The sequence below is a fragment of the Methylobacterium sp. Leaf88 genome (assembly GCF_001422795.1).
Lineage (GTDB): Bacteria > Pseudomonadota > Alphaproteobacteria > Rhizobiales > Beijerinckiaceae > Methylobacterium.
In genome coordinates this window covers 83,750-109,882 of sequence record NZ_LMMK01000052.1, presented here as the reverse complement: position 1 = coordinate 109,882, position 26,133 = coordinate 83,750, and the positions used below count along the sequence as shown (strand labels likewise).

25 protein-coding genes are annotated in these 26,133 nt (G+C 69.9%); 9 read left to right on the top strand and 16 right to left on the bottom strand.

Going from position 1 to position 26,133, the window contains the following annotated elements; translation table 11 throughout:
* Positions 1 to 216 carry a hypothetical protein gene (locus ASF20_RS20625; protein WP_056212048.1) on the top strand — a complete coding sequence of 72 codons (216 nt, stop codon included), beginning with the start codon at positions 1 to 3 and terminating at the stop codon, positions 214 to 216.
* Positions 217 to 256: 40 nt separating this feature from the next.
* On the opposite strand, the gene ASF20_RS20620 is transcribed toward ASF20_RS20625, so the two are convergent.
* A complete protein-coding gene (locus ASF20_RS20620) occupies positions 257 to 865 on the bottom strand; it encodes a GNAT family N-acetyltransferase (RefSeq protein ID WP_056212046.1) in 609 nt (202 codons plus the stop codon).
* The gene (locus ASF20_RS20615) at positions 865 to 3,225 is read right to left on the bottom strand and encodes an Orn/Lys/Arg decarboxylase N-terminal domain-containing protein (RefSeq protein WP_056277498.1); all 2,361 of its coding nucleotides are present in this window, start codon (positions 3,223 to 3,225) and stop codon (positions 865 to 867) included. Before ASF20_RS20615 ends, ASF20_RS20620 begins: the two co-directional genes overlap by 1 nt.
* Before the next feature lie 553 nt (positions 3,226 to 3,778).
* Between ASF20_RS20615 and ASF20_RS20610 the strand changes: the two genes are divergently transcribed.
* Positions 3,779 to 5,029: a nucleoside transporter C-terminal domain-containing protein gene (locus ASF20_RS20610; protein WP_056277495.1), complete on the top strand. Its 1,251-nt coding sequence runs from the start codon at positions 3,779 to 3,781 to the stop codon at positions 5,027 to 5,029.
* A 33-nt stretch (positions 5,030 to 5,062) separates the two neighbouring features.
* Here the strand turns inward: ASF20_RS20610 and minE are convergent, their stop codons facing one another.
* From minE to dctP, 6 genes are all read right to left on the bottom strand, one after another.
* Positions 5,063 to 5,362, bottom strand: coding sequence for a cell division topological specificity factor MinE (gene minE / locus ASF20_RS20605; protein ID WP_056212040.1), 300 nt, complete (start codon positions 5,360 to 5,362; stop codon positions 5,063 to 5,065).
* Positions 5,359 to 6,174, bottom strand: a complete 816-nt coding sequence (gene minD, locus ASF20_RS20600; RefSeq protein ID WP_056212038.1) for a septum site-determining protein MinD — start codon at positions 6,172 to 6,174, stop codon at positions 5,359 to 5,361. Before minD ends, minE begins: the two co-directional genes overlap by 4 nt.
* A 13-nt stretch (positions 6,175 to 6,187) precedes the next feature.
* Positions 6,188 to 6,901 (bottom strand): septum site-determining protein MinC, encoded by a 714-nt coding sequence (minC, locus tag ASF20_RS20595; RefSeq protein WP_056212036.1) that lies wholly within the window; start codon positions 6,899 to 6,901, stop codon positions 6,188 to 6,190.
* Between the two features lie 234 nt (positions 6,902 to 7,135).
* Complete coding sequence (locus tag ASF20_RS20590; protein ID WP_056212034.1) at positions 7,136 to 8,488, bottom strand: TRAP transporter large permease; 1,353 nt, start codon at positions 8,486 to 8,488, stop codon at positions 7,136 to 7,138.
* Positions 8,485 to 9,201: a TRAP transporter small permease gene (locus ASF20_RS20585; RefSeq protein WP_056212032.1), complete on the bottom strand. Its 717-nt coding sequence runs from the start codon at positions 9,199 to 9,201 to the stop codon at positions 8,485 to 8,487. Before ASF20_RS20585 ends, ASF20_RS20590 begins: the two co-directional genes overlap by 4 nt.
* On the bottom strand, positions 9,198 to 10,217 hold the full coding sequence (gene dctP / locus ASF20_RS20580) for a TRAP transporter substrate-binding protein DctP (RefSeq protein WP_056277492.1): 1,020 nt from the start codon (positions 10,215 to 10,217) through the stop codon (positions 9,198 to 9,200). Before dctP ends, ASF20_RS20585 begins: the two co-directional genes overlap by 4 nt.
* Positions 10,218 to 10,397: 180 nt before the next feature.
* On the opposite strand from dctP, the gene ASF20_RS20575 reads away from it, so the two are divergent.
* The 3 genes from ASF20_RS20575 (at position 10,398) to ASF20_RS20565 (ending at position 13,435) form a co-directional block, all read left to right on the top strand.
* Complete coding sequence (locus ASF20_RS20575; protein WP_056212028.1) at positions 10,398 to 11,054, top strand: GntR family transcriptional regulator; 657 nt, start codon at positions 10,398 to 10,400, stop codon at positions 11,052 to 11,054.
* Positions 11,055 to 11,199: 145 nt separating this feature from the next.
* Complete coding sequence (locus tag ASF20_RS20570; RefSeq protein ID WP_056277490.1) at positions 11,200 to 12,876, top strand: methyl-accepting chemotaxis protein; 1,677 nt, start codon at positions 11,200 to 11,202, stop codon at positions 12,874 to 12,876.
* 124 nt (positions 12,877 to 13,000) lie between these two features.
* Positions 13,001 to 13,435: a nuclear transport factor 2 family protein gene (locus ASF20_RS20565; RefSeq protein ID WP_056277485.1), complete on the top strand. Its 435-nt coding sequence runs from the start codon at positions 13,001 to 13,003 to the stop codon at positions 13,433 to 13,435.
* A gap of 75 nt (positions 13,436 to 13,510) precedes the next feature.
* Here ASF20_RS20565 and ASF20_RS20560 read toward each other — a convergent pair whose 3' ends face one another.
* The 3 genes from ASF20_RS20560 to ASF20_RS20550 all read right to left on the bottom strand — a co-directional run bounded on the left by ASF20_RS20560 (position 13,511) and on the right by ASF20_RS20550 (position 16,932).
* Entirely contained in the window at positions 13,511 to 14,209 is a 699-nt protein-coding gene (locus tag ASF20_RS20560) for a GntR family transcriptional regulator (RefSeq protein WP_056212020.1), read from the bottom strand.
* 213 nt (positions 14,210 to 14,422) lie between these two features.
* Positions 14,423 to 15,901: a glucose-6-phosphate dehydrogenase gene (gene zwf / locus ASF20_RS20555; protein WP_056277483.1), complete on the bottom strand. Its 1,479-nt coding sequence runs from the start codon at positions 15,899 to 15,901 to the stop codon at positions 14,423 to 14,425.
* 185 nt (positions 15,902 to 16,086) lie between these two features.
* On the bottom strand, positions 16,087 to 16,932 hold the full coding sequence (locus ASF20_RS20550; RefSeq protein ID WP_056277480.1) for an SDR family NAD(P)-dependent oxidoreductase: 846 nt from the start codon (positions 16,930 to 16,932) through the stop codon (positions 16,087 to 16,089).
* A gap of 127 nt (positions 16,933 to 17,059) precedes the next feature.
* Here ASF20_RS20550 and ASF20_RS20545 point away from each other — a divergent pair, with 127 nt between their 5' ends.
* The gene (locus ASF20_RS20545) at positions 17,060 to 18,799 is read left to right on the top strand and encodes a L,D-transpeptidase family protein (protein WP_082501481.1); all 1,740 of its coding nucleotides are present in this window, start codon (positions 17,060 to 17,062) and stop codon (positions 18,797 to 18,799) included.
* Positions 18,800 to 19,168: 369 nt separating this feature from the next.
* On the opposite strand, the gene ASF20_RS20540 is transcribed toward ASF20_RS20545, so the two are convergent.
* The 3 genes from ASF20_RS20540 to ASF20_RS20530 all read right to left on the bottom strand — a co-directional run bounded on the left by ASF20_RS20540 (position 19,169) and on the right by ASF20_RS20530 (position 21,997).
* Positions 19,169 to 19,873 (bottom strand): carbonic anhydrase, encoded by a 705-nt coding sequence (locus tag ASF20_RS20540; protein ID WP_056277477.1) that lies wholly within the window; start codon positions 19,871 to 19,873, stop codon positions 19,169 to 19,171.
* 610 nt (positions 19,874 to 20,483) lie between these two features.
* Entirely contained in the window at positions 20,484 to 20,840 is a 357-nt protein-coding gene (locus ASF20_RS20535; RefSeq protein ID WP_056212012.1) for a hypothetical protein, read from the bottom strand.
* A 110-nt stretch (positions 20,841 to 20,950) separates the two neighbouring features.
* Positions 20,951 to 21,997, bottom strand: coding sequence for an alpha/beta hydrolase (locus ASF20_RS20530; protein WP_056212010.1), 1,047 nt, complete (start codon positions 21,995 to 21,997; stop codon positions 20,951 to 20,953).
* Positions 21,998 to 22,273: 276 nt separating this feature from the next.
* Between ASF20_RS20530 and meaB the strand changes: the two genes are divergently transcribed.
* The 3 genes from meaB (at position 22,274) to ASF20_RS20515 (ending at position 24,399) form a co-directional block, all read left to right on the top strand.
* A complete protein-coding gene (gene meaB, locus ASF20_RS20525) occupies positions 22,274 to 23,272 on the top strand; it encodes a methylmalonyl Co-A mutase-associated GTPase MeaB (RefSeq protein WP_056212008.1) in 999 nt (332 codons plus the stop codon).
* Positions 23,273 to 23,277: 5 nt separating this feature from the next.
* The gene (locus ASF20_RS20520) at positions 23,278 to 23,904 is read left to right on the top strand and encodes a peptidase C15 (RefSeq protein WP_056277473.1); all 627 of its coding nucleotides are present in this window, start codon (positions 23,278 to 23,280) and stop codon (positions 23,902 to 23,904) included.
* 150 nt (positions 23,905 to 24,054) lie between these two features.
* The gene (locus ASF20_RS20515; RefSeq protein WP_056277469.1) at positions 24,055 to 24,399 is read left to right on the top strand and encodes a CsbD family protein; all 345 of its coding nucleotides are present in this window, start codon (positions 24,055 to 24,057) and stop codon (positions 24,397 to 24,399) included.
* Positions 24,400 to 24,467: 68 nt separating this feature from the next.
* On the opposite strand, the gene ASF20_RS20510 is transcribed toward ASF20_RS20515, so the two are convergent.
* Together ASF20_RS20510 and ASF20_RS20505 are read right to left on the bottom strand one after the other, a co-directional pair.
* The gene (locus tag ASF20_RS20510) at positions 24,468 to 25,253 is read right to left on the bottom strand and encodes a 3-hydroxybutyrate dehydrogenase (protein ID WP_056277466.1); all 786 of its coding nucleotides are present in this window, start codon (positions 25,251 to 25,253) and stop codon (positions 24,468 to 24,470) included.
* 112 nt (positions 25,254 to 25,365) lie between these two features.
* Positions 25,366 to 26,109, bottom strand: coding sequence for an acetoacetate decarboxylase (locus ASF20_RS20505; protein ID WP_056277464.1), 744 nt, complete (start codon positions 26,107 to 26,109; stop codon positions 25,366 to 25,368).
* Positions 26,110 to 26,133: the final 24 nt, after the last annotated feature.

The following is a 26,133-nucleotide window of genomic DNA, read 5'->3' as shown; positions in this document are numbered from 1 at the left end:
ATGTTTGCGCAAGCCGGGGGCGTTACCTTTCGCGAGGATCTCGGCGTCGAGGAGACCACCGAGACCGACAACATCGTCCGGTGGGACGGCGAGAAGCTCTACGTGGAGCACGACATCTATCACAACGGCCAGCTGGTCCACCGCAAGTACCGCAAGAACGTCAGCGAGGCGGTGGCCCGGGCGCTGCAGACGCTGATCAACCGCGCGCAGCAATAGGCGGCCGGATCCCTGAGCGGGCGCCTCCGGCGCCGGCGCGCTACTTTCCGATCCAGTCGTGCCCCGCCACCACGGCCTCCACGGTGCGGGTCCAGGTGCCGGGCTGGTCCGTGGACCCGGTTCCGAGCGCGCACTGCACCATGACGCTGTCGCTCCAGCGCCCGTACTTGTAGCCCACTGCCGGCAAGAGCCCGACACGGACGAAGCCGCAGGCTTCGTGGAGGCGCAGGGACGCCTCGTTCTGGGCGTCGATGTAACCGATCATCTGCCGGTAGCCGCCCGCCGCGCAGGCCTCGATCAGCGCCGGCAGCAAGCGCCGGCCGATCCCCGCGTTCAGGTGCGCGTGGTGGACGTAGATCGAGTGCTTGAGGGTGTAGCGATAGGCGGGACGCTTGCGGAACGGCACCGCGTAGGCGTAGCCCGCCACGATCCCGTCCCGGTCGGCCACGAGGTGCGGCAGGCGCTTCTTGCGCATGGCCTTCCGACGCTTCTTCAGGTCGTCGGGATGGAGCGGGTCCTCCTCGAAATCCCCGACATCGCCGACGCCGCGCCGGATGTGGTGGGCGTAGATGTCCACCATGTCCGGCACGTCGGCATCCGACGAGGGCCGGATGACGAGGTCGGGATCGCTCTCGGCCACGCCCGCCATCAGCGCCCCTCGCGCATGACGCGGGGCTCTCGCATGACATACGTGTGGAACCGGATCGTGCCGTCGGGATCGACGTCGCGGAACACGCCCTGGATCTCGGCCTCGAAGCCCGGGAACAGGTTCGCGGAGCGCTCGAACATCTTGAAATAGTCCAGCATGGGTTTGGCCCGCTCGTCCAATCGCTCGCCCGGCAGCACCGTGCCGATGCCCGGCGGGTAGACCAGAAGCAAGGTCGTCGCCACGCGGCCCTCGGCTTCGGCGATCGGCACGTAATCGACGTTGTTGCGGGTGAGCTGCTGGACCGCCTCCTTCGGCGTCATCACCATCTCGGGCAGGTGCCCCGGCTCGAACTGCTTGCGCTGGAGCGTGCTGGTGCTGTGCTCGCGATGGAAGGCGTGGAAGTCGGCGCACAGGTCGCGCAGGCGCACGCCCTTGTAGCGGTTGGGCCGGCGCCGGACGAATTCGGGCATCGCCTCCTCCAACGGCACGTTCTCGTCGTGCAGGCGCTTGAAGGCGACCAGCCCCGAGATCAGCGTGCCGGCCTTCGAGGATTCGACGCCCGGCGTCAGCAGGAAGAGCAGCGAGTTGAGGTCGTTCTTCTCCGGCACGATACGGTTTTCCCGCAGGTACTGCGCCACGATCGGCGCGGGCACCCCGTGCGCGGCATATTCCCCGGTGTGCCGGTTGAAACCCGGGGTCAGCACGGTGAGCTTGTTGGGGTCGGTCATGGCGTAGTCGGGCGCCACGTGGGTGAAGCCGTGCCAGTCGGCGCCGGGCGTCAGTTCCCAGTACTTCACGTTGCCGGCGAGTTCGTCCGTCGACAGGCTTTCCCACGGCACCTTGCCGTCCGGTCCCTCGACCGTGTCCGGCACGAAGGGATCGAAGAACCAGCGCTTGAGCGGATCGCCCTCCTTCTCCTCGAACTCGCGGCGGATGGCGCGGACCTTCTTGCGCCACTCGATGCCGAGGCGGATCGTGTCGTCCCACAGGACGACGCCGGAGCGCCCCTTCATCATCTGCGCGCCGACGTCGAGGGAGGCGAACAGGGGGTAGAACGGCGAGGTCGAGGCGTGGACCAGGAAGGTCTCGTTGAAGCGCCGGTGCTCGATGCGCCGGGTCTGGCCGCGGATATGGCTGTCCTTGGTGTGGATCTGCGAGGCCTGGGAGAAGCTCGCCAATTGCTTGTGGGTCGATTGCGTGGCGATGATGCCCGGCGAGGTCTCGTCGAGGCCCTTCAAGCCCATCGCGAAGCGGCCGGCGAAGAGCGGGTGGAACTTCATGAAGCCCGCCCAGGCCTCGTCGAAGAGGATGTAGTCGCAGAGATGCCCGATCTTATCGAGGATCATCTGCGCGTTGTAGATCGTGCCGTCATAGGTGCACTGCTCGACCACCGCGACGCGGAACGGCCGCTCGCGCCGCCAAGCCTCCGTGTCGGTGATCAGCGGGTTGGTGCGGATCTTCTCGCGGATGCGCGTCTCGTCCAGGGCCTCGTGGTACATCGGGCCGATCAGGCCGTAGGCGTTGCGGTCGGTCTCCAGGAAGACCGGGATCGCACCGCCGAGGAACAGCGCGCCGTGATGCGCGGCCTTGTGGTTGTTGCGGTCGAACAGCACGAGGTCGCCCTCGGCGACCAGGGCCGAGAGCACGATCTTGTTGGAGGCCGAGGTGCCGTTGAGGACGAAGTAGGTCTTCTCCGCCCCGAAGATGACGGCCGCCTCCTTCTGCGCCTTCAGGGCCGGGCCCTCGTGGACGAGGAGATCGCCGAGATCGAGCACCGAGTTGTCGAGGTCGTCGCGGAACACCGCCTCGCCGAGATGCTCGACGAAGATGCGTCCGATCGGCGAGCGGTTGTAGAAGATGCCGCCGTTGTGGCCCGGGCAGGTCCAGAGCTGGTTGCCCTGCTCGGCGTAATCCACCAGCGCGCCGAAGAACGGCGTCTTCAGGGTCTCGGCATACTGCTTCACGCGGCTCACTAGGCCGCGGGCGATGTAGTCCGGGGTTTCTTCCGCCAGGAAGATGTAGCCGTCGATGAAGTCCAGCACCTCGACGGGGATGTCCTCCAGGCGCTTGCGGCGGACCATGATGACGATGGGCATCTCCAGCCCGCGCTTGCGCATCAGGTTGATGAGGGCCGCCGCCTTGCCGTCGAGGCCACGCTTGCCCCAGTCCACCACCATGCAGCCGATGGCCGAATCGGTCTGGACCGCGATGGCCGCATCCTCGACGCGGCGGGCCCGCACCACCTCGAAGCCGAGCTTCTCCACGGAGCCGATGATCTGCTGGACGCGCACGCCCTCGAGATCGTCCGGGTCGAAGTTCGGCGCACACATCAGGACGGTGAAGCGGCGAAAGAAGTCCATGCGGAAAAGGCTCCCAGGGGCGTTTGGCGCACCGTTCGCGACGGGACGTGACGCTTCGATGACGATCTTGCGGCGGTCGCGGTGTTTTCAGGCACGCCCCGCCGCGACAGAGAGCCGGCTTACGATCAGCCGCGCCGTTTGACGAGCCCGAGCCGGCGGATCACGCCGTGGATCGCCGGCGCCGCGAGGCCGCAGATCGCGAGGGCGCGGAGCGAGCCGTTCTCGATTTCGCCGATGAACAGCCCCTCGATGGTCGGGCCGAATACGCCGGTGACCCGGGTCGGCGGCGAGACCGGCGCGGTGCGGATCGACAGGGTGACGAGCGGGCGCTTGGTCTCGGCGGCCGTTCACCCGGCGATCTCGTCCCGCGGCAGGCGCGAGCGCCCGGACAGGACCGGCCAGGCGCGGCGGAGCGAGTCGAGGCGCGGAACCACGCGGGCGGCCCTGTCTCCGGCAATCCTTCCCCGCCGGCGCCGGGAGACAGCGCCATTTCACCCGCGACAAACGCCCCGGCATCGGGCTTGCTCCGCGCAAGGCAGAACAGCGGGGCGGCATGGTCGAGAAGCTTTTTCACGCAGGGATGAGCCTCGCCCTGCTGCTGGCCGTGGCCGTGCTGTTCTCCACCAACCGGCGGGCGATCTCGCCCCGCGTGGTCTTCTCGGCCCTGGCGCTGCAGGTGGCGGTGGGGGCCCTGGTGCTGTTCATCCCGGCGGGCCGGACGGGCCTCGCGGCGGCGGCGGGCTTCGTCCAGACCGTGCTGAACTACGGCGACCGGGGCACCGCGTTCCTGTTCGGCGGCCTCGTCGAGCCGCGGATGTTCGAATTGTTCGGCGGCAGCGGCTTCATCCTGGCCCTGCGCATCCTGCCGCAGATCCTCTACGTCTCGGCGCTGATCGCGGTGCTCTACCATTTCGGGGTGATGCAGGCGGCCGCGCGCTGCATCGGCGCGGCGCTGCAGCGGGTGATCGGCACCTCGCGGATCGAGACCTTCTCGGCGGTGATCACCATCGCCATCGGCCAGAGCGAGATCGCCATCGCGCTGCGCCCGTTCCTGGGGGCGCTGACCTCGGCCGAGCTGTTCGCGGTGATGTCGAGCGGGGCCGCCTCCACGGCGGGCACGATTCTGGCCGGCTACGCGGCCCTGGGCGTGCCGATGGAGTACCTCCTGGCGGCCAGCGCCATGGCGGTGCCGGGCGGGCTTCTCTACGCCAAGATCCTGGTGCCGACGACGGAGCCGAGCCGGGTCACCTCCACGCGGGTCACCTTCGCGGAGACGCGGGCGGTCAACGTGATCGAGGCGGCGGCCGACGGCACCCAGAAGGGGCTCGCCGTGGCGGTCTCGGTGGGGGCGATGCTGATCGCGTTCACGGGGCTGATCGCCCTGCTGAACGGGTTCATGGGCTGGGCCGGTGGCCTCGCGGGCTATCCCGCCCTGAGCCTGGAGGGCCTCCTCGGCGCGGTGTTCGCGCCCCTGGCCTGGCTGATGGGCGTGCCCTGGGACCAGGCCGGCCTCGTCGGCGGGGCGCTCGGTCAGAAGATCGCCTTCAACGAGTTCCTGGCCTACGCGCAGCTCTCGCCGGTCCTGAAGGCGGGCAGCCTCGATCCGCGCACGGCCGCGATCCTGTGCTTCGCGCTCTGCGGCTTCGCCAACCTGACCTCGGTGGCGATCCAGCTCGCGAGCCTCGCCAGCCTCGCGCCCGAGCGCAGGGCGGAGATCGCCCGCTTCGGCCTGCGCGCGATCCTGGCCGGCACCCTGTCCAACCTGACGAGCGCGACGCTCGCCGGGTTGTTCATCGGGGCCTGACGGCTGTGCCGGCCGGGATGCTTGCGCGGAGGGTCATGCGGCGGCGAGTTTCGCCGCCTTGACCTTTGCGGGGCCGGCCTTGGCGACGGCCGTGAGCGGCAGCTCGATATCGATGTCGAGGGTCGACATGTCCTGGCCGCGGTCGAGGCGGATCTGGACCTTGTCGCTGTTGACCTCGACGTGCTTGGCGATGACCGCGAGGATCTCCTCGCGCAGCACCATCACGAGATCGGAGCCGCCGACCCCCGCCCGTTCATGGGCGAGGATGAGTTGCAGGCGGTCGCGGGCGACCGGCGCCGAACCGCGCCGGTTGAACATGTTGAGGAGGCTCATGCTGCCCTCCGGGTGAAGAGTTTGTCGAGGAAGGACTTCTTGTCGGTGGGGACCGACATCGGGACCGCATCGCCGTTGAGGCGGCGCACGGCGTCGGTGTAGGCGCGGGCCGGGGCGCAGAGCGGGTTGTTCAGGGTCACCGGGCAACCGACGTTGGAGGCGCGCAGGACTTCCATGCTCTCCGGAATGATGGCGAGCAGCGGGATCGAGAGGATCTCGAGCACGTCCTCGATCTTGAGCATGTCGCCGCGATCGGCCCGGGCAGGGTCGTAGCGGGTGAGGATCAGGTGCTTCTCCATGGTCTCGCCGCGCTCGGCCTTGAGGGTCTTGGAGTCGAGCAGGCCGATGATCCGGTCGGAGTCGCGCACCGAGGAGACCTCGGGGTTGGTGACCACCACCGCCACATCCGCGTGGCGCATGGCCAGCGTGGCGCCGCGCTCGATGCCGGCCGGGGAGTCGCAGATCACCCAGTCGAACTTCTCGCGCAGCTCGTCCATGACGCGGGCGACGCCCTCGTCGGTGAGCGCATCCTTGTCGCGGGTCTGCGAGGCGGGCAGCAGGTGGAGCTTGTCCAGGCGCTTGTCGCGGATGAGGGCCTGGTTGAGCTTGGCGTCGCCGTTGACCACGTTGATGAGGTCGTAGACGACGCGCCGCTCGGCGCCCATCACGAGGTCGAGGTTGCGCAGGCCGACATCGAAGTCGACCACCGCCACGCTCTTGCCGGCCTGCGCGAGCGCCGCGCCGAGGGCCGCCGTCGTCGTCGTCTTGCCGACGCCGCCCTTGCCTGATGTCACGACCAGAATTTTGGCCATATGAGCTGTCTCCTCAATCCAAGGATGCGAATTTGATGGCGCCGCCATCGAGCCAGATTTGCACGGCCTTGCCGCGCAAGTGATTGCCCATCTCCTCGGCCGTACGGACGAGGCGGTCGATGCCGAGAAGCTCGGGCTCGAACTTGCGGCAGCAGATGCGGGCGCGGGGGTTGCGGGCGGCGCCGGCGATGGCCCGGCCGCGCAGCGCGCCGTAGACGTGGATGGAGCCGCCGGCGAGGATCTCCGCGCCGGAGGAGACCGACCCCATGACGGTGACGTCGCCGGTGGGGTGGACGATGGATTGCCCGGACCGGACCGAGCCCTCGATGGTGAGGGACGTCGTGGCCGGCTCGGGAGGTGCCGGCGGCACCTCGGGCTCCGGCTCCGGCTGGGCCGGGATCTCGATCGTGTTCGAGGGCCGTCCCTGGACGAGGAGCGGCGGGCGCCCCGGTCCGAGGAGAGACACGTCCGTACCCTCGATGCCGAGGATGCGGATCTGCCGGCTGCCGAGTTCGGCAAGCAGGCTGTCGAGGTCCGGCGCGGCGGGCGCCAGCGCCGCCACGTCGAGGATCAGGGCGCGCCCGTCGAACAGGGTCGGCGAGCGCTGGAGCGCCTCGTCCAGATCGGCGAACCAATCGGGAAGCGGTGTCTCCGGGGCCAGCACCAAGGACTTGAAGGCGCGGCCACGAAGCTGAACGGGTCTGCGGGGAGGGCTTGTGTCAGTCACGGGCTCTCGCGATTCCTTACCAGACCATTGATGCCCGGTATGGTTACCGCTTCGTTAACAACCCGTGTTCAAAGGATTAAAGGCGCGCATTTTCCTCTGATCCGATGATCCAGGGATGGGGCACGCGAACAAGCATCGGCCCCGGACGGCGCGCGCGACGGCCTGGGGCCTGTCGCACGCCCCCTCCGGGGCCGGGTCCGTGTGTAAGGGTCGTCGCCTGAGCGACGCCCGCCGTCACCGCGTGGTGGGCAGCAGCCAGTTCGGCAGCCACATGGCGATGCCGGGGACGAGGCAGAGGATCAGGATCGCCACCGCCATCAGGATGACGAAAGGCAGCGTGCCCCAGATGATGTCCTTCAGCGGGATGTCGGGGGCGATGTTCTTGATGACGAAGATGTTCAGGCCCACGGGCGGGTGGATCAGGCCCATCTCCATGGTGATGGTCATCACGACGCCGAACCAGACGAGGTCGAACCCGGCCGCCTTCAGGGGCGGCAGGATGATCGGCGCCGTCATCAGGATGATCGAGACCGGGGGCAGGAAGAAGCCGAGCAGGATCACGAGGCCGAGGATCGTCACCAGCAGCACCCAGGGGGAGAGCTGCATCGCCACGATCGCGGCCGCCGCCGACTGAGAGATGTGCAGGTAGCTCATCACGTAGGCGTAGAGGAGCGACATGCCGATGATCAGCATCAGCATGGTCGATTCCCGCAGGGTCGCGGTGAGGATCGGGCTGACGTCGCGCGGGCGCCAGACGCCGTAGATGACAGCGATCAGGCCCAGCGCCAGGAGGCCGCCGAGGCCCGCCGTCTCGGACGGGGTGGCGTAGCCGCCGTAGAGCGCCACCATCACGCCCGTGAGCAGGATCACGAAGGGCAGCACCCGCGGCAGCGTCGAGAAGCGCTGACGCATGCTGTAGGTGTCCTCCGCGAGGATCGCCGAAGCGGTGCCGTTCCGTTCGTAGGCGACCTTCGCGGCCGCGTATTCCGCGCGGAACCGGTAGACCGACCAGGCTGCGAACAGGCCGACCAGGAGCAGGCCCGGTCCGATGCCGGCGAGGAACAGGCGTCCCAGCGATTGCTCGGCCGCCACCGCGTAGAGGATCATGGTGATCGAGGGCGGCAGCAGGATGCCGAGGGTACCGCCCGCCGCGATGATGCCGGCGGCAAAGCCCGGCGAGTAGCCGCGCTTGCGCATCTCCGGGATGCCGGCCGAGCCGATGGCCGAGCAGGTGGCCGGGCTCGACCCCGCCATGGCGGCGAAGAGCGCACAGGCGAACACGTTGGCGATGCCGAGGCCGCCGGGGATGCGGTGCATCCAGGCGTGCATGGCCGAATAGAGGTCCTGGCCGGCCTTGGACCGCCCGATCGCCGCGCCCTTCAGAATAAAGAGCGGGATCGACAGCAGGGTGATCGAGGCCATCTCCTCGTAGACGTTCTGCGCCACCGTATCGAGGGAGGCGCCCGGCATGAAGACATACATGAAGGCCAGGGCGACGAAGCCCAGGGCGAAGGCGATGGGGATGCCGGCGAGCATCGCGCTCAGGGTGGCCCCCGCATAGAGGAAGCCGATGGCCGCGACGCTCATGGATGCCTCCCGGTGACCTTCGTGTCCGGCACGGTGTTGGCGAGGGGATCGCCGAGGGGCCGCGTGCCCGTCGGTGTGGCGCCGGACTGCCCCGCTGCATCGCGGTTGAGATCGGCCCCGAGGCCGATCTTGGGGTTCGCCCAGCCCGCCTTCTCGGCGCCGTAGAGGATCTCCTCGGCGATCTGCAGGGCGAATTGGAGGCCCAGCAGGGTCATGCCGATCGCCATCAGGATGTAGGGGATCCAGAGCGGCGGCCCCCAGCTCGACTGCGACACCTGCCCGTCGACCCAGGCCTCATGAAGCAGGGTCCAGCTTTTCCAGGCGAAGAACGTCACGAAGACGAAGCTGATCACGTCCGCCACCAGGAGGCGGGCGCGGTTGACCCGCGGCGAGAGCAGGCCGGTCAGCGCCTCGATGGCCACGTGGCCGCGCTTGGCCTGCACGGCGGCGGCCGAGAAGAAGGTGGCGCCAACGATGAGGAACACCGCCATCTCGTCCTGCCAGTCGGTGGGCTCATGCAGGACGTAGCGGATGACGACGCTGTAGCTGAGGACCAGGCAGGCGCAGACGAGCGCGATGCCGCCCAGCAGCATGATGACGTGATTGACGCCCTTCAGGGCCCGGTCGATGGTGCCGAGGAGCCCCGGAACCCGGGGCTCTGCCGTCGTGTGCGTCGCGGCGGCGGCCGAGGCCGCGTCGAAGGCGTGGCTCACGACACCTGCTCCGCCAGCTTGAGGAGCTCGGCGCAGCCGGCCGACTTGCCGGCGAAGTCCTTCCAGGCGGTATCCCGGGCGATGTCACGCCACTGCCCCAGGGTCTTCTCGTCGAGGTTCTGGACCTTCGCGCCGGCCTTGGCGAAGATCTCCTCGACCTTGGTGTCGTCCGCCTTGGCCCCGGCCTGCCCGAACGGCTCGAGCTCGGCGCCGATGGTCATGATCAGGTCCTGCTGGTCCTTGGGCAGGCGCTCGAAGGCGAGCTTCGACATCATCAGCGGCTCCAGCATGAACCAGTAGGAGCGCTCGCGGCCCGAGGTCAGGGCCTTGCCCAACTCTTCCAGGCGGAACGAGATCAGGCTGGTGGACGAGGTGATGACCGCGTCGCAGGCGCCCGTCTGCATGGCGGCGTAGGACTCGCTCGAAGGAATGGAGAGCGTGGCGGCGCCGGCCTGCTTCATCATCAGGTCCATCTCGCGCGACCCGCCCCGGACCTTGAGGCCCTTGGCGTCGGCCGGCGCGTAGAGGGGACGCTCCCGGCTGGCGACGCCGCCCGCCTGCCAGACCCAGGAAACGAGGATAATGCCCTTCGCATCGAGGATCTCAGTGAGCTTGCGGCCCACCGGCGCCTTCTTCCAGGCGATGGCTTGCTCGTAGGAGCTCACCAGCGCCGGCATCAGCCCGATGTTCAGCTCCGGCACCTCGCCGCCCGCGTAGGGCGAGGGGTAGAGCGAGAGGTCGAGGGCGCCCTTCCGCATGGCCGCGAACTGGGCGTTCGTCTTCATCAGCGACGAACCCGGATAGACCTGCACCTCGAGGGTGCCCTTCGAGCGCTCGGCCAGGGCCATCGCGAACTTGCGGCACATGCGATCGCGGAAGTCGCCCTCGTCGATGGTGCCGCCGGGAAACTGGTGGGAGAGCTTCAGGGTGGTGGCAGCCTGGGCACGCGAGCCCAGGGACAGGATGGCTGGGGCGGCGAGGCCGCCGGCAACGAGGGCACGGCGTGTCAGCATCATGGCGTGTCTCTCCCTAGGCCGGACCCCGGCCGCTCGTTTTTGCAGCGCAGCATTTATACTGCACCGCGTCTTCGTTATACATGAAACGACGCCTTGTATATTTTGTCAACGCGATTGAATAATGGTGGACGCCTGATTTTTGCGAGTCGGCGGGATTAGGACGGGCCGGGATCTCAGCGCATGAACCAATCGCGCCGCCTCAGGCAGACCATCGAGACCGAGATCGTGGACGGTCGCCTCGCCATCGGCGCGCGCCTGGACGAGACGGAACTCGCGGAGCGATTCGGGGTCTCGCGCACGCCGATCCGCGAGGCGCTGCTGCAACTGGCGATGACGGGCCTCGTGGAGATCAAGCCCCGGCGCGGGGCCATCGTCAGCGCCCCCGACCCACAGCTCCTGATCGCGATGTTTGAGACCATGGCGGAGATCGAGGCCTCCTGCGGGCGGCTGGCGGCGCGCCGGCTCATCCCCGACGACGAGGCCGCCCTCAAGGCGGCCCTGGCGGCCTGCGCCGCCTCGGCCGCGGCCGGTGACCCCGAGACCTATTACGCCGAGAACTACATCTTCCACACGGTGGTGTACCGGGCCTGCCGGAACGGGTTCCTGGAGGAGCAGGCGCGCCAGCTGCACCGGCGTCTGGCGCCGTTCCGACGACTCCAGCTTCGCGCCCGCAACCGCCTCGGCCAGTCCCTGGCCGAGCACGACGCCATCGTGGCCGCCATCGTGTCGGGCGACGAGACCGCGGCTTCCGACCGGCTGCGGGCGCACGTCATCGTCCAGGGCGACCGCTTCTCGGATCTCGTGGCGGGTCTGCGCTCGATCAACGCCGCGGCCTGACCCTTCGCGGAGGGCTTCGCTCGCATCGCCGCCCGGGGCGACGACACAACTGGTGGATGTCGCCGGGTGAAGGGCAAGTCAATCTTAAGGGAGGCCCGCTAATCGAGGAACGCTCTTTCTCGCCAAGCGGTCACCGGCTTTCCCCATGCGCCTCTCTCTCAAGTCGACGCTGATCGGCCTTTTCGGTCTACTGGCGCTCATCACCACCGGGCAGGGCCTCGTCTCGTTGACGAAGATGGATGCCATCGGCGACCGCATCACGGTCCTGTCCGACAACGCCCTCCCCTCCGTCGATGCCGCCCATGCCATGAACGCCCTGGTGATGCGGATCCGGCTCTGGCAGTTCCGCTACGTCATCGCCGACACCGCCGAGGAGCGCACCAACAGCGTCGCGCAGGCCGCGACCCTGGCCACGGACCTGGAGACCCGGCGCGCGGCCTACGGGACCCTGGTGAGTTCCCGCGCCGAGGGCGCCCTCTACGACGAGGTCAGCGCCAAGCTCGCCCAGATGGGCCAGGACTGGACCCAGCTCCGGGCCATCGACCCCGCCCGGCGCGACGAGGTCCTGACCCTGTTCCGGGGGCCGATGAACGCCAACTACCTCGCCACCAGCGCCAGCATGCGCAAGCTCGTGACGCTCAACGGCGAGGCCGGCGAGGCCGCCAAGGCGGCGGCGCGGGCGGAACAGGCGAGCGCCGTGCGGACCACCCAGGTCACGCTCGGGCTCTCCGTCCTCATGGCACTGGCCGCCATGGCCCACACGATCCGCGGTATCACACGGCCGCTGGGCGCGATGACGGCGGCCATGCGGCGCGTGGCGGACGGCGAGGCCGAGACCGAGATCCCGAGCGTCGGCCGCCAGGACGAGATCGGCGCCATGGCCGACACCCTCGATACCTTCCGGGCCAACCTCCTGCGCAGCCGCGTCCTCGAGGAGGAGACCCGCCTCGCCCGCGCCGGCGCCGAGGCGCAGCGCAAGGCCGCGATGCGCGAGATGGCCGACGGGTTCGAGGGCGCCGTCGGCGTCATCCTCGACCGGGTGACCGCGGCGGCGGGCCAGTTGCGCGGCACGGCCCAGAGCATGGCGACCACCGCCTCCGAGACCGCCCAGCAATCCGGCACGGTCGCGGCGGCGGCGGATCAGGCGGCCTCCAATGTCGGCATGGTGGCGGCCGCCGCCGAGGAACTCGGGGCCTCGGTCCAGGAAATCGGGCGCCAGGTCGACGGCTCCACGGAACTCGCCCAGCGGGCGGTGGACGAGGCCGCCCGGACCGCGTCGCAGGTCCAGGAACTCAGCGCCGCCGCCGCGCGGATCGGCGACGTCGTCGCCATGATCTCGACCATCGCGGGCCAGACCAACCTGCTGGCCCTCAACGCCACCATCGAGGCGGCGCGGGCCGGCGAGGCCGGTCGCGGCTTCGCCGTGGTGGCGGCCGAGGTGAAGGAACTCGCCAACCAGACGGCGCGGGCCACCGAGGAGATCAGCGGCCAGATCGGCCGCATCCAGGGGTCCACCGGCCAGGCCGTGACCGCGATCGAGGGCATCAGCGGGCGGATCCGCGAGATCAGCCACGTGGCGACCTCGATCGCGGCGGCGGTGGAGGAGCAGGGCGCGGCCACCCAGGAGATCGTGCGCAACGTCAGCGAGGCCGCCACCGGCACCGGCGAGGTCACGACCAACATCGCCGGGGTCGCCGGAGCGGCCGAGGCGACCGGCGCCGCCGCGTCCCAGGTCCTGGCCTCGGCCTCCGAGCTCTCGCACGAAGCGGAGCACCTCGCCCAGGAACTGGCACGCTTCCTCGGCACGGTTCGCGCGGCTTAATCAAATAGAATGTCCCCGCGGGCAATCACGCCGGATCCTCGTGCGGACTCTTTACTTTCCTCGGTTTCGATCGTCCAATAACCCTTGCGGGACGTACGGAAACGGTCTTGCGAGGGAGGGAACGATGATGACCCGACATCTTCTCGGTGCGGCTCTGGCCGCGTGCCTCGTCCTGCCGGTGGCGGCCCGCGCCGACACCGCCGCCACGGCCGGGCGCAGCGCCGCCGAAACCTGGGACAAGACCTACAACAGCGGCGACATGGACGCCCTGGGCACGCTCTACGCCCCGGACGCGCTGGTGATCCCGAAGGGCGCGGCGATCTCGGGACCGAGCGAGATCAAGACGTTCTTCTCGGGGCTGAAGGCAAAGGGCTTCGACGATCACCGGATCACCGTCCAGTCCGCACGGGAGACAGGCGACGTCCTGGTGCTGTCCGGGCGCTGGGAGATGAACGGCCCCGGCGAGGGCGGAGCCCGAAAGAAGTTCGAGGGCAACTGGATCAACGTGATGGAGCGCCGCCCCGACGGCTGGCGCACCGTGCTGCACACCTGGAACTAGCGCTCGGAGCGGCGCCGCCCGCGCCCCCCGGCGGATGGCCGGCCGGGTCGGGCCGGTGCGAGGACGGATGGCGGCTCAGGCCGCCGACCCGGCTGCCTCGCGGCTGGCGGCGCCGAAATTCTCGGCGATCACCGGGGTCCGGGCCCGGATGTGGGCGCGCATGAGCAGGGCGAGCGCTTCGCCGTCGCGGGCGCGCAGCAGCGTGATCATCCGCTCGTGCTCGGCCACCGACTGCGCCCACTGCTCCGGCGTCTGATGCACGGCGTAGCGCGAGCGCTGGATGCGGCCCGAGAGGCTGTCGTAGATGCCCCCGAGGGTGGCGTTGCGGCTGGCCCGCATGATGGCCTCGTGGATCTCCCGGTTGAGGGCGAAGTAGACCCCCTCCTCGCCGGCGCGCCAGGCCGCCACCATGGCCTCGTGGTCGCGGGAGATGCCGTCGATCTCCGCGTCGGTGATGATGCGGCAGGCGAGATCGGCGGCGGTGGCCTCCAGGCCGGCAATGACCTCGATCATCTCCTCGATCTCGGACTGCGACAGGCTGGCGACGCGGGCGCCGCGATTGGGCAGCAACTCGAGAAGCCCCTCGGTGGCGAGGATCTTGATCGCCTCGCGCAGGGGCGTGCGGGAGATGCCGAAGCGTTCGGTCAGTTCGCTTTCGTTGATCCGCGCCCGCGGCTCCAGCTCACCCGAGCGGATGAGGTCGCGCATTCGGTCGACGACCTCATCGTGCAGATAGCGCCGGTTGATGCCGAGGCCCGGTTCGATCTTGTTCATGGGTCCACGACGTCTGGAAGAGGAATGAAAAATACTCCCTCTGGTAATGCGTCGACTGAGACCTGTCGAGGGAGTGCGGAACTATAGCCCGGTTCCGCGCACAGGCCTCCGGTGAAAGCCGGGCGACCCCACCGGGATGACGGATCCGCGGGTCTTCGAGCCGCCTGCGGCCTCACCCGACACCACCCCGCCCTGATCCGGCGGGAGCGTCTCTCAGCGAAGCTCCTCGTGCCAGGTCCGGCCGTCGCGCTCGATCAACGCGATGGCGGCGGTGGGACCCCAGCTTCCGGCGGGATAGGGGCGCGGCGGCTCGGGCCGGTCGGCCCAGGCCTTCAGGAGGGAATCGGCCCAGGCCCAGGCGACCTCGACCTCGTCGCGGCGCATGAACAGCGTGGCGTTGCCGCGCACCACGTCCATGAGCAGGCGCTCGTAGGCATCGGGGTAGCGCTGCTTGAAGGTCTCCTCGAAGGAGATGTCGAGGTTGGTCGGCCGCAGCCGCATCCCGCCCGGACCCGGATCCTTGGTCATGACTTCGAGCTTGATCCCCTCTTCCGGCTGGAGCCGGATGACGAGGCGGTTGGGCTCGCGTCCGAAGGATTCCGCCGGGAAGATCGAGAACGGCGAGGCGCGGAACTGCACCACTATCTCGGACAGCTTCCGGGGCAGGCGCTTGCCGGTGCGCAGGTAGAACGGCACGCCGGCCCAGCGCCAGGACTGAACCTCGAGTTTCAGGGCGACGAAGGTCTCGGTCCGGCTGTCGACGTCTCCGCCGAGATCGGTGCGGTAGCCGTCCACCGGCTGGCTGCCGACGGCGCCGGCCGAGTACTGGCCGCGCACCGTCACGCTCTGCACGTCGTGCGGCGTGATGGGCTTCAGGGCCCGCAGGACCTTCAGCTTCTCGTCGCGCACCGAATTGGCGTCGAGGGAGAGCGGACTCTCCATCGCCATCAGGCAGAGAAGCTGCAGCATATGGTTCTGGACCATGTCGCGCAGCGCGCCCGAGGTGTCGTAGTACCCCGCGCGGCCCTCGACTCCGACGGTCTCGCCCACCGTGATCTGGACGTGGTCGATGACGTCGGCCGTCCAGAGCCGCTCGAAGATGGTGTTGGCAAAGCGCAGGGCCAGCAGGTTCTGCACCGTCTCCTTGCCGAGATAGTGGTCGATGCGGAAGATCTGCTCCTCGGGAAACACCGTGCCGACCGCATCGTTGATGGCGCGGGCCGACTTCAGGTCCTTGCCGATGGGCTTCTCCAGCACGACGCGGGACTTCTCGCCGATCAGGCCGTGCTTGGCGAGATTCTGGCAGATCGAGCCGTAGAGGTCGGGTGAGGTGGCGAGGTAGTAGGGCCGCACCTGGTCCGGGCGCTCGGCGAGCTTGGCAGCCAGATCCTCCCAGCCCTCGTCGCCGGCTCCGTCGACCGCGACGTAATCGAGGTGGTCCAGGAAGGCGGCGAGCTTGTCCTCGCCGATGTCGCCGGCCGGAACGAAGCGCTTGATGGCGTCGCGGGCGCGCTCGCGGAAGGCCTCGGTGGTCATCTCCGAACGCGAGGCGCCGATGATCCGGCTCGTCTCCGGAATCTGTCCGTCCATGAAGCGGTAGAACAGGGCCGGCAGCAGCTTGCGCGTGGTCAGGTCGCCGGTGGCGCCAAAGACGACGCAATCGAAGGAGGCGACGGGGATAATGGTGGCCAAGTGCGGCTCCCGTTCGGTTTGCAAGTCAGGCGGTTCGCGGGTCGGCAAGTCGGCTGGCGAGTCGATTTGCGGGTCGGTTTGCGGGTCGCGACGAATCGCCCCCGGTGTGTCGGCTTCCCCGTGACGCTATGCAAGGCATCCGCCACCCGAGGGGCGTGCGGGAGGGCACCCCTCCCCGCGCCCGGTCACGATCCGACGAAACGCGTGAACGCCGCTCCATGGTTCGGATGCCAGCGGGACAGCGCCGGCCGGTTCTCGATGATGTCCCCGGCCGCCCAGGCGATCCGCTTCTCGTCCTGTGCCCGGGTGGTCTCGTTGTCCGGACACAGGATGTAGAAGTCGCCCCGGGCCAGTCCGGCCATCAGGGCATCCACGGTCTCGTCCGGCGTCCAGGCGCCGGCGGGCTTCTCGCTGACCCCGCGGGCCCGCGTCAGCCCGGTATAGACGAATCCCGGGATGAGCAGGTGCGCGCTGACGCGGACGCCCTCGCGTTCGCGCAGGTCGTGGGCCAGGGCCTCGGTGACGACCTTCACCCCCGCCTTCGAGACATTGTAGGGCGTGTTGCCGGGCGGCGTGGTGATGCCCTGCTTCGAGCCCGTGACCACGATGGCGCCAGGCTCGGTCCCGGCGATCATCGCCGGTGCGAAGGCCTGGATGCCGTTGATGACGCCCCACAGATTGGTATCGAGGATGCGCGCCCACGTCTCGGGGTCCGAGAACAGCCGTCCCCCGGCCTCGATCCCGGCATTCAGCATGACCACGGCCGGCGGCCCCTCCGCACAGGCCGCCGCGCCCAGGGCCGCGACGGCCTCGGGCCGGGCCACGTCCGTGGCCATCGCGTGGACGGACGCCGCCGTCCCGCCGCGCGCGACCTCGGCGCGGGCCGAGTCCAGCGCCGCGCCCGGCAGGTCGGCGAGCCAGACCCGCATGCCCGCCGCGGCGAAGCGCCGGGCGGCCGCCAGCCCGATGCCGCTCGCCGCCCCGGTGACGACGGCGGTCCGCCCCGCCTGAATTGCCGGATGGTTGGTCATGGCCGCTGCTCCTCTGCCGTTCCGGGGCGGGAGTTAGGGCGCGCGCCGGCCCCCGTCACGGCACGGCAGGAGATTGGTAACCGTCTGTGCGCATGGTCGGGGAGACTTGCCACTCGAAAGGTTCGCGATGCTTTCGCGCCACAGGACCGTCGCCCTCCGCCCGCACCGCCTCCGCGCGGGCCTGTCGCCCCTGGCCCTCCTCTGGGTGCTGGGCGGCGCCGCCACGGCTCAAGTCTCCGGCGCGCCGGAAGCCCCCGCGCCCGCGAAGGCTCCGAAGATCGAGAGCCTCACCACCACCACCGCTCCGGCGACGCCCGCCGTCCAGGCGATCGCACCGGGCGCAGCCGAGGCCACCGCCGCCCCGGCTGCCGCCCAGGCCCGGAAGTCGCGCGAGCTGCCGCCGCTGGTGGTGGCCCGGGTCTCCGCCGACCCGGTGCCGACCCTCAGTCCCGCGACGTTCCTCGACACCCTGCGGATGGCCGACCGCTATCAGGCCATGGTGGATGCCGGCGGCTGGACCGCGCTGCCCGCCGACCTCGTGGTCAAGCCCGGCGCCGGCCATCCGGCCATCCCGGCCCTGCGCAAGCATCTCGCGCTCGTGGGCGACCTGGCTGCCGATGCCCCGATGAACGACCAGCTCGACGCCACCCTGGTGGCGGCCGTGAAGGCGTTCCAGGCCCGCCACGGCCTGCCCGAGACCGGGCTGATCGGCCGCCAGACGGTGGCGGCACTCAACGTGCCGGCGGCCACCCGCCAGCGCCAGCTCGCCGCCTCCGCCGCACGCCAGATCGGCTCGAACTTCGCCTATGGCGACCGCTACGTGGTCGTGAACATCCCCTCCGCCACGGTGGAGGCCGTGGACCACGGGGTCGTGGTGCGCCGCTACGTGGCGGTGGTCGGCAAGCCCGACAAGGCGACGCCGCGGATCGAGGCCCGCATCACCGACGTGAACCTCAATCCGACCTGGACCCTGCCGGTCTCCATCATCAAGAAGGAGATCATTCCGAAGATGCGCAAGGATCCCGGCTACCTCGCCCGGGAGCGCATCCGCATCCTCGGTCCCGGTGGCGTCGAGGTCGACCCCACCGCGATCGACTGGTCGAGCGAGAAGGCGGCAAACTACACCCTGCGGCAGGATTCCGGCCTGGACAATTCCCTGGGTCAGGTGCGCATCGACATGCCGAACAAGCAGGCGGTCTACATGCACGACACGCCGTCGAAATCGTTGTTCGCCCGCGAGGTGCGGTTCCATTCCCATGGCTGCGTGCGCGTCGCGCAGGTGAAGGAGCTCGCCGGCTGGCTGCTCGAGGGCACGCCCGGCCCCAACGGTCCCGGCTCGACCTGGGGCCCGATCGAGATCGAGACCAGCATCGCCACCAACGAGCGCCTCGACATCAAGCTGCCGAAGCAGATCCCCGTGACCTTCGTGTATCTCACCGGTTACGCCACCCCGGACGGCCGCGCTCATTTCCGGGACGACATCTACGGGATCGACAGCCCTGCGGTGCCGATGCCGGACGTGGCGGCGACGGGTACGATCGCGCCGCCGACCGCTCCCAAGTCGGCGGCCGTGCCCGCGACGCCGAAGGCGTCCAGCACCGGGTCCGCATCCGCCCGGACTCCCGGCGACAAGCCATCCCTTGCCAAGCCATCCCTTGCCAAGCCGGTTCAGGCTGCGCCGGTCCCACCCAGGCCCGTGCCGAAGGTGATCGCGGATAAGGGAGCCGTGCCCGGCGCGGCCCCGGCTCAGAGCCCCGGCAAGGCAGCTGCGCCCAGGCCGACGAGTACCGGCGCCGAGAAGACGGCAGGCGATTTAGTCCCCCCGGGATCGATCCCCAGCCGCGCGGCGCTTCCCCCCACGGATTGAGCCCAAGCCGGCCGTTCCCCTATCGCAAGGGCTCGCCCGGCGCGATGGGGGGCGCCTTCCTCCGGTCCGCCCCGGCCACCTGTCGTGGCCCGTCCGCTCGGACGCTCTCGGGAGACGACGCGCGGCTGACAAGACCCGGGATCGCCATCAATTGAATGGTATCATCTTGCGAGCGCGTTCCGACGGGGGCCGTGCGAGGAGACGGATCACCCAGGGTCCGGCGGAACGCGCGGAGCAGCTTCGCAGAGCGAGGTGGCGAGCCTCCTGCCTAGCACCTGGCCATGGCGGTCTCGTGGGTTCTGTCTCGACGTGCCAGCGGCCTTGATCGACGGCGTACCGCGCGTGGCAAGGTGCGTCGGACGAGGCGCCTCAGAGAAGCGTGACCTTGCCGTTGCCGATGCCATAGAAGCCGCCGACGACCTTCACCTGCCCGCGGGCGACGCGGTCCGAGAGGATCGGCCCGGCCTGCTCGAGACGCCGGACGTTGTGCCGGACATTCTGGGCGATCGCCTCGGCAAGGGGATCCGGTGCCCGCGCTTTCTCGGCCAAGTCGACCGCCGGCCGGATCGCGTCGATCAGCATCGGCAGATGGCCCGGAAGCACGACGTTCGTCTTCATGACCTCGATCGTCGCCTTGACGGCACCGCAATCGGAATGGCCCAGCACGAGGATCAGCGGCGCGCCCAGCACCGCCACGCCGTATTCGAGGCTGGCGAGGCTGTCGGTGTTGACGAAATTGCCCGCGACCCGGACGACAAACAGGTCCCCGGGTCCCTGATCGAAGACGAAATCCGGTGCGACTCGGGCATCGGCGCAGCCGACCACGCAGGCGATCGGATGCTGTGCGGCGACCCTCGCCGCTCGGCCGGCGGAAAAGTCCCTGTACGACGGCGTATTCGCTGCGTAGCGCCCGTTGCCTTCCAGCAGGCGCGCGAGAGCCGCGTCGGGCGTCATGACGTTCGACCCCGAGACCTCCGCGGCCGCTCCGGGTGCCGCCGGCATGGCGAGCGCGCCGGCAGCGACGGCGGTCAGCAGGGTGCGGCGTGAGACATGAGATGCATGCTGATCACACACGGTCGCAATTCCTAGTCGAAAGACTTATACCCAATCATCTCAGGGTTGTATCACGCCGGTTTTCCGTCGCCAAGTCCGAACTCTGCAGGAAGTTCGGGACGTGACAGGGCTCACGGGTCAGCGCTGACCGAACGCTCCGATTGACGGCACGGCAGGCAGGCTGGACGATCATGTTCGCGCGGGTTGATGGGCTCGGGTCGAGGCCCGTTCTCCGCGAGCTATGGGGATTTCCGGTGACGGAGGTGGTCAGGCGGCGCGGTGATCTGGGTTCGCTGCGACCTCGGTCCCGTCGCGGACGACGACGCCGGCCACGACCTTCGGCACCGGGTTCTCGCCCTCAGCCGAGCTGGACCACGTCCTGAACGACCGCGAGCAGCCGCGCGTCGCCGTGATCGTCAACGGCCTGAGCGCGGTGAACATCGACGCGGATCTGGTGCGAGGCGGCCATCCGGACCGCCCTTCGACGTCCGCCCGATCGACACGGGGCCGGGGCGCCTTCGAGGCCGTCCCCTATCGCGGAAGGCCCGATCCGTTCCCGGTCCGGCAGCGGGGCGCCTGAACGGCGCCCCCGTCCGGTCGCCCGCGACGGAGCGACCGGACGGGTCGGCGATCAGGAATCGAGGCCGCCGTCCTCGTCGATGTCGACCAGGAACACGATGTCGGCATCCTCCTCGTCCTCGTCGTCCGCCTCGTCGTCGTTCGAGGCCTCGGCATGGCGGGCATCCGGCTCGTAGGGCTCGTCCTCCTCGGAATCGTCCTCGGCGAGGGCGTCCTCGAAGATCTCGATCTCCTCCTCGGTGGCCGCCCGGACCTTGAGCGGGGAGGTGCCGTTCCACAGCACCTTGCCGTCGCTCTTCATGGTCTGGATGTCGTCCTTGAAGCCATCGCAGGTGAAGAGGTCGTTGGCGACCTCCTCGGAGCCGTTGATGACCGCGATGGCCACGCCATCGATCTCGAGTGTGAACATCGCGAATCCTTGTTGTCTGCAGCCTCGGGGCCGCCGTCCGTGTAGGGGCGAACGGGGCGGAGGCCAAGGCCCGGACGGGCGGGGGTTGGTTTGCGGTGGGTGGCCGGGCCTCAGGCCCCGCCGCTCGCCCGGGCGATGGCGCGCTTGACCACGCCCTGCACGTCGGGATTGGACAGGAACAGGTCGTGGTTGATGAGGCCGCCGCCGTAGTCGGAGGCGTCGGCCACGCGGACCCCGAGGGCTTCCAGGCGCTCGCGATCCGCCGCGCCGGCCCGCACGATGCCCCCCGCGATGGCCCCGGAGAGCTCGAGGGCGCGGTCGTTCGTCGACGAGATCACCGTGATCTTGTGCACGTCCGGCCCCATCCGCTCCACCGCGCTGGTGAAGAGGTCGATGTCGATGTCGGGGGCGGCCAGCACCACCGCGCCGATGCGGGCCATGGCGGCCTCGCCGGCCTCGGCCCGCAGCATGCGCAGGGTCTCCAGGGTCAGCAGCGTCCCCATGGAATGCGCGACGATGTTGATGCGCCCGCCCGAGGGGGAGTTCGCCAGCGCCTTCAGCAGGTCCTCGAAGCCGTCGCGCGACCACAGGGCGCTCTCGCGGTCGTAGCCGTAATCGAAGGTGGCGGCCGCCGAGGGCCAGGTGAACAGGGCCGAGGCGCCGCGGAAGCGGATGCCGTCGGAAAGCTTGGCCGCACTCAGGGCCGCCGACTGGAAGCTCTCGCGGTAGCCGTGGACGTAGATCAGCACGTCGCGCCCCAGTGCCGCCTGGGCGAAGGCGGCGGCCGCCCCCGCGCCGGTCTCGACCTGCGGCACCGCCGTCACCGCCCAGTCGCCCGTCACCACGGAGGAGACCTTGCCGATCAGCGAGCGGTCGGGCGCCGACAGCCGCACCTCGGCGAAGCTGAGGCCCCGGCCGCGCTCGGAGGTGAAGTAGGGGCTCTTCGGCGGCGAGCCGACGGGCTTGCGCGTGGTGGCCACCAGCAGCACCGGGCTGACGTCGAGGGCCGACTGGCGCTCCGGCGCGCCGCCCCCGACCGCATCGGTGACGAGGCCGTCGGCGACGCAGCCGGCCAGCCCGGGCGTCAGGCCGGCCACCCCCGAGAGGGCGGCGAAGCGCAGCAGCGCGCGACGGGTGGGAGGCTGGGATCGGATCATGGGTCGGAGCTCGGGTCGGATCATGTCGTGCAAGGCGGCCCTGAACGTGGTGGCCCCGGGACGGGCGCAGCGCGTCAGTATCCTGTCGATCAGGATCGTGACCATGGCGGGGCGGAGGCGTGGCCGTGGCGATGTGGATTGCGGGCAGAGGCAGGGCTGTGGCCCCGAACGCACAGGGCGGCACGCCCCCGGTTCACGCCGGTTTGCGGGGGAAGCGCCCGCGCGCCGGGCCGCCCCCCTCGACGAAACCGGGCCGGACCGGCAAAGAAGACAACCATGGCCGCCTCCCCCGCACCCGCCCTCGACATCGATGCCCTGCGCGAGCGGCTGCTCGCCGGAGACCGCGCCGCCCTGGCGCGGGCGATCACGCTGGCCGAATCGAAGCGGCCCGATCATCGGGCGGCGGCGCGCGGCCTCATCGACGCGGTGCTGCCGCAGACCGGCACGGCGATCCGCGTCGGCATCACCGGCGTGCCCGGCGTCGGCAAGTCGACCACCATCGACGCGCTCGGCGCCAACCTGACGGCGGCCGGCCACAAGGTGGCGGTGCTGGCCGTCGACCCCTCCTCGACGCGCACCGGCGGCTCGATCCTCGGCGACAAGACCCGGATGGCGCGCCTCGCCCTCGACCCCAACGCCTTCATCCGCCCCTCCCCCTCCTCCGGCACCCTGGGGGGCGTCGCGGCCAAGACCCGCGAGACCATGCTGCTCTGCGAGGCGGCGGGCTTCGACGTCATCCTGGTGGAGACCGTCGGCGTCGGCCAATCCGAGACGGCGGTGGCGGACCTGACCGACTTCTTCCTCGTCCTGATGTTGCCGGGAGCCGGCGACGAGCTCCAGGGCATCAAGAAGGGCATCCTCGAACTCGCCGACATGATCGCGGTGAACAAGGCCGACGACGGCGAGGGCGAGCGCCGGGCCAGCGCGGCCGCCTCGGAGTATCGCGCCGCCCTGCACATCCTCTCGGCGCCGAGTTCGACCTGGACGCCCCCGGTGGTCACGATCTCGGGCCTGAACAACAAGGGCCTCGACGGCCTGTGGGAGCGGATCGTCGACCATCGCAACAAGCTCACCGCCACGGGCGAGATCGCCGCGAAGCGCCGGGCCCAGGACGTGAAGTGGATGTGGGCCCTCGTGCACGAGCGCCTGCATCAGCGCCTCGTCGGCTCGGCCGAGGTGCGCCGCCGGACGGCGGAGGCCGAGGCTTCGGTGGGGCGCGGGGACGCCTCGCCCGCCGCCGGGGCGGAGGCCATCGCCACCCTGATCGGCCTCTGACCCGCATGACGGGACCGCTGCTGGTCACCGGCTTCGGTCCGTTTCCCGGCGTGCCGCGCAATCCGAGCGCGGCCCTGGCCCGGCGCATCGGTGCCCTCGCGCGCCCGAAGCTGGGCGGCATTCCGGTGCGCGTGCTGATCCTGCGCACCACCTACGCGGCGATCCCCGACAGGCTGGCGCCGGCCCTGGCCGAAGCGCCGGCCGCGATCCTCATGCTCGGCGTCGCGACCCGCGCCAAGCGGGTCCGGGTGGAGATGCAGGGCCGCAACCGCACGAGCCGGCTCTTTCCCGATGCCTCCGGCCGGACCGCGTCGCGCCTGACCCTGGAGCGGGATGGCCCGCCCGCGCGCCGCTCGCCCGCGGCGGCCTCCGCGCTCGCGACGCTGCGCGGGCACGGGATCGCGGCGGTCCCCTCGCGGGATGCGGGGCGCTACCTTTGCAACGCCAGCTATTTTCGCGCCTTACGCGAATCACCCCCGGCGCTGTTCGTGCACATCCCGCTCCCGCCCCGGACGAGCCGGCCCGCGAAGGCACCCGTGCGGCCGCGACGCGAGGCCCCCGGGGAGCGTCTCGCCCGGGCCTGCGCGGAGGTCGCGCGCCGCCTGGTGATCCGCGGCCAGGCGCGCGGCTGAGGGGCGGGCGACAGGGCCCTTTGCCGGCGCGGGAAGATTTTCACCCCCGGCATGGGTCTCCTTCGCGCCGTCGGGCGTTCTGTGAACGTCGGATGCGGGCGCCCCGACCCGGACGGGCGGTCCGCATCATCCACGTTCAGGAGAGAGACCATGGTCGATACGGATCGCATCGTCGGCGCCGCCAAGGAGTTCGGCGGTAAGGTTCAGGGCGCCGCGGGAGACCTCGCGGGCTCCTCGCGCACCTCGGCCGAGGGTCGCTACCGAGAGGCCGAGGGCCGCGCGCAGGACATCTACGGACAGGCCAAGGACACCCTGCGCGACGTCGCGGACAACGTCTCGGATTACGCTGGCGACGCCTACGAGCGCGGCGGCACCTACCTGCGCGACGGCAGCCGGGTGGTGGGTCACCGCGTGGAGGAGAACCCGTTCATCGCCCTCGTGATCGCGGGCGCCGTCGGCTACGGCCTCGCCCTGCTGCTGCACGGGCGCCGCTGAGCCCGCCCCCCGGCCGTCCCCGCTCCGTCCGCCATCGCGGCGGAGCGGGGCGGCCATACGGGACCGCGCTACTGCGCCGTCCAGCCGCCATCCATGGCCATGTTGGCGCCGGTGATCTGGCTCGCCGCATCCGAGGCCAGGAACACGGCCAGGGCCGCCACCTGGTCGATGGTGACGAATTCCTTCGTGGGCTGCGCCTTGAGCAGCACCTCGTTGATGACCTCGTCCTCGGTCATCCCCCGCGCCTTCATGGTGTCGGGGATCTGGCTCTCGACGAGCGGCGTCCAGACATAGCCCGGCGAGATGCAGTTCACCGTAATGCCGTGCGTGGCGAGTTCGAGGGCCGCGGCCTTGGACAGGCCGACGAGGCCGTGCTTGGCCGCCACGTAGGCGGACTTGAAGGGCGAGGCGACCATGGAGTGCGCCGAGGCCGTGTTGATGATCCGGCCCCAGCCGCGCTGCTTCATGCCGGGGATCGCGGCGCGCATGGTGTAGAAGGCCGAGGACAGGTTCAGACCGATGATCTGCTCCCACTTCTCCGGCGGGAAGTCCTCGATCGGCGAAACGTGTTGGACGCCGGCGTTGTTCACGAGCACGTCCACGGAGCCGTAGGTCTCCTCCGCCAGTCGGATCAGCCCCGCGATCTCGCCGGGCTTGGTCAGGTCGGCCGGCGAATGGGCGGCCTTCACGCCGAACTCGGATTCGATCCCGGACCGCGCCGCCTCGATGTCCTCGGGCTTGCCGAAGCCGTTGAGGACGATGTTGGCGCCCTCCTTGGCGAAGGCGCGCGCGCAGGCCAGGCCGATGCCGCTGGTGGAGCCCGTGACGACGGCGGTCTTGGATTTCAGGATCATGGAAGCCTCCTAGGGGCACTCTTCGACGCGGGGGATCCTAGCGCGTCCGACAGGCGCGCGGTCGAACAAAGCCTGAGCGCGGGGTCCGGCACGACGCGCGACATCGGGTCGATCAGGCGAGATAATCGTGCAGCACCTGCCCGTAGGGCAATGTGAAGTCCACGACCATGTGCCGGCCGCCGACGATGCGGCGCACGGGCTGGTCGGCTACCCGGCAGTTCACGTGCGGAATCAGGTGAAGGCGAGCCTCCCCCTCCCAGGCGGCGTGGACGGTGATGTCCTCCAGGCGGTAGCCGACGAGCTGCGCGACCTTCGGGCCGCCGTCGACATCCGGGAGCAGCTTGAGGTTGATGTTGAGCTTGCCCAGGCCCTGCTTCACCGCGGCGAGATCGTGCTCCAGGCTCCGGTGCTTGTAGGTCATGGTGCCCATCGCGACCCGCTCGTCGTCGTAGTGCAGCGTCCCCGTGAGGGTGTCCTTGGTGAGCCTGAGGCGGGGCACGCCCCACTTCTTCGGGAAGCCCCAGATCTCGCGCCCGGCCGTGATCGGCGGCTCGTCGTCGAGGTACATCTGGATCGAGAAGTTGCAGGGCTCGCCGTCGAAGGTGGCGAGAGCGCCCGAGCCGCTCTCCTCGTAATCGCCGAACCCGGAGGAATCCGGCATCTTCATCCACTCGTAATAGACGCGATTGTCCGGATGCGGCTCCAGGGGCTCGGGCAGCGCCCGGCGCAGGGCGTCCGCATCGGTCTCGTAGGTCACGATCAGGTATTCGCGCCGGAGGAAGCGAAACGGCCCGCGCGGATAGCTCGGGCTGAAGGCGGGCATCGAGGGCGTCTCGAGGATCTCGTCGCGGGTCACGGGCTCGTCTCCCTGGGGGTGAAG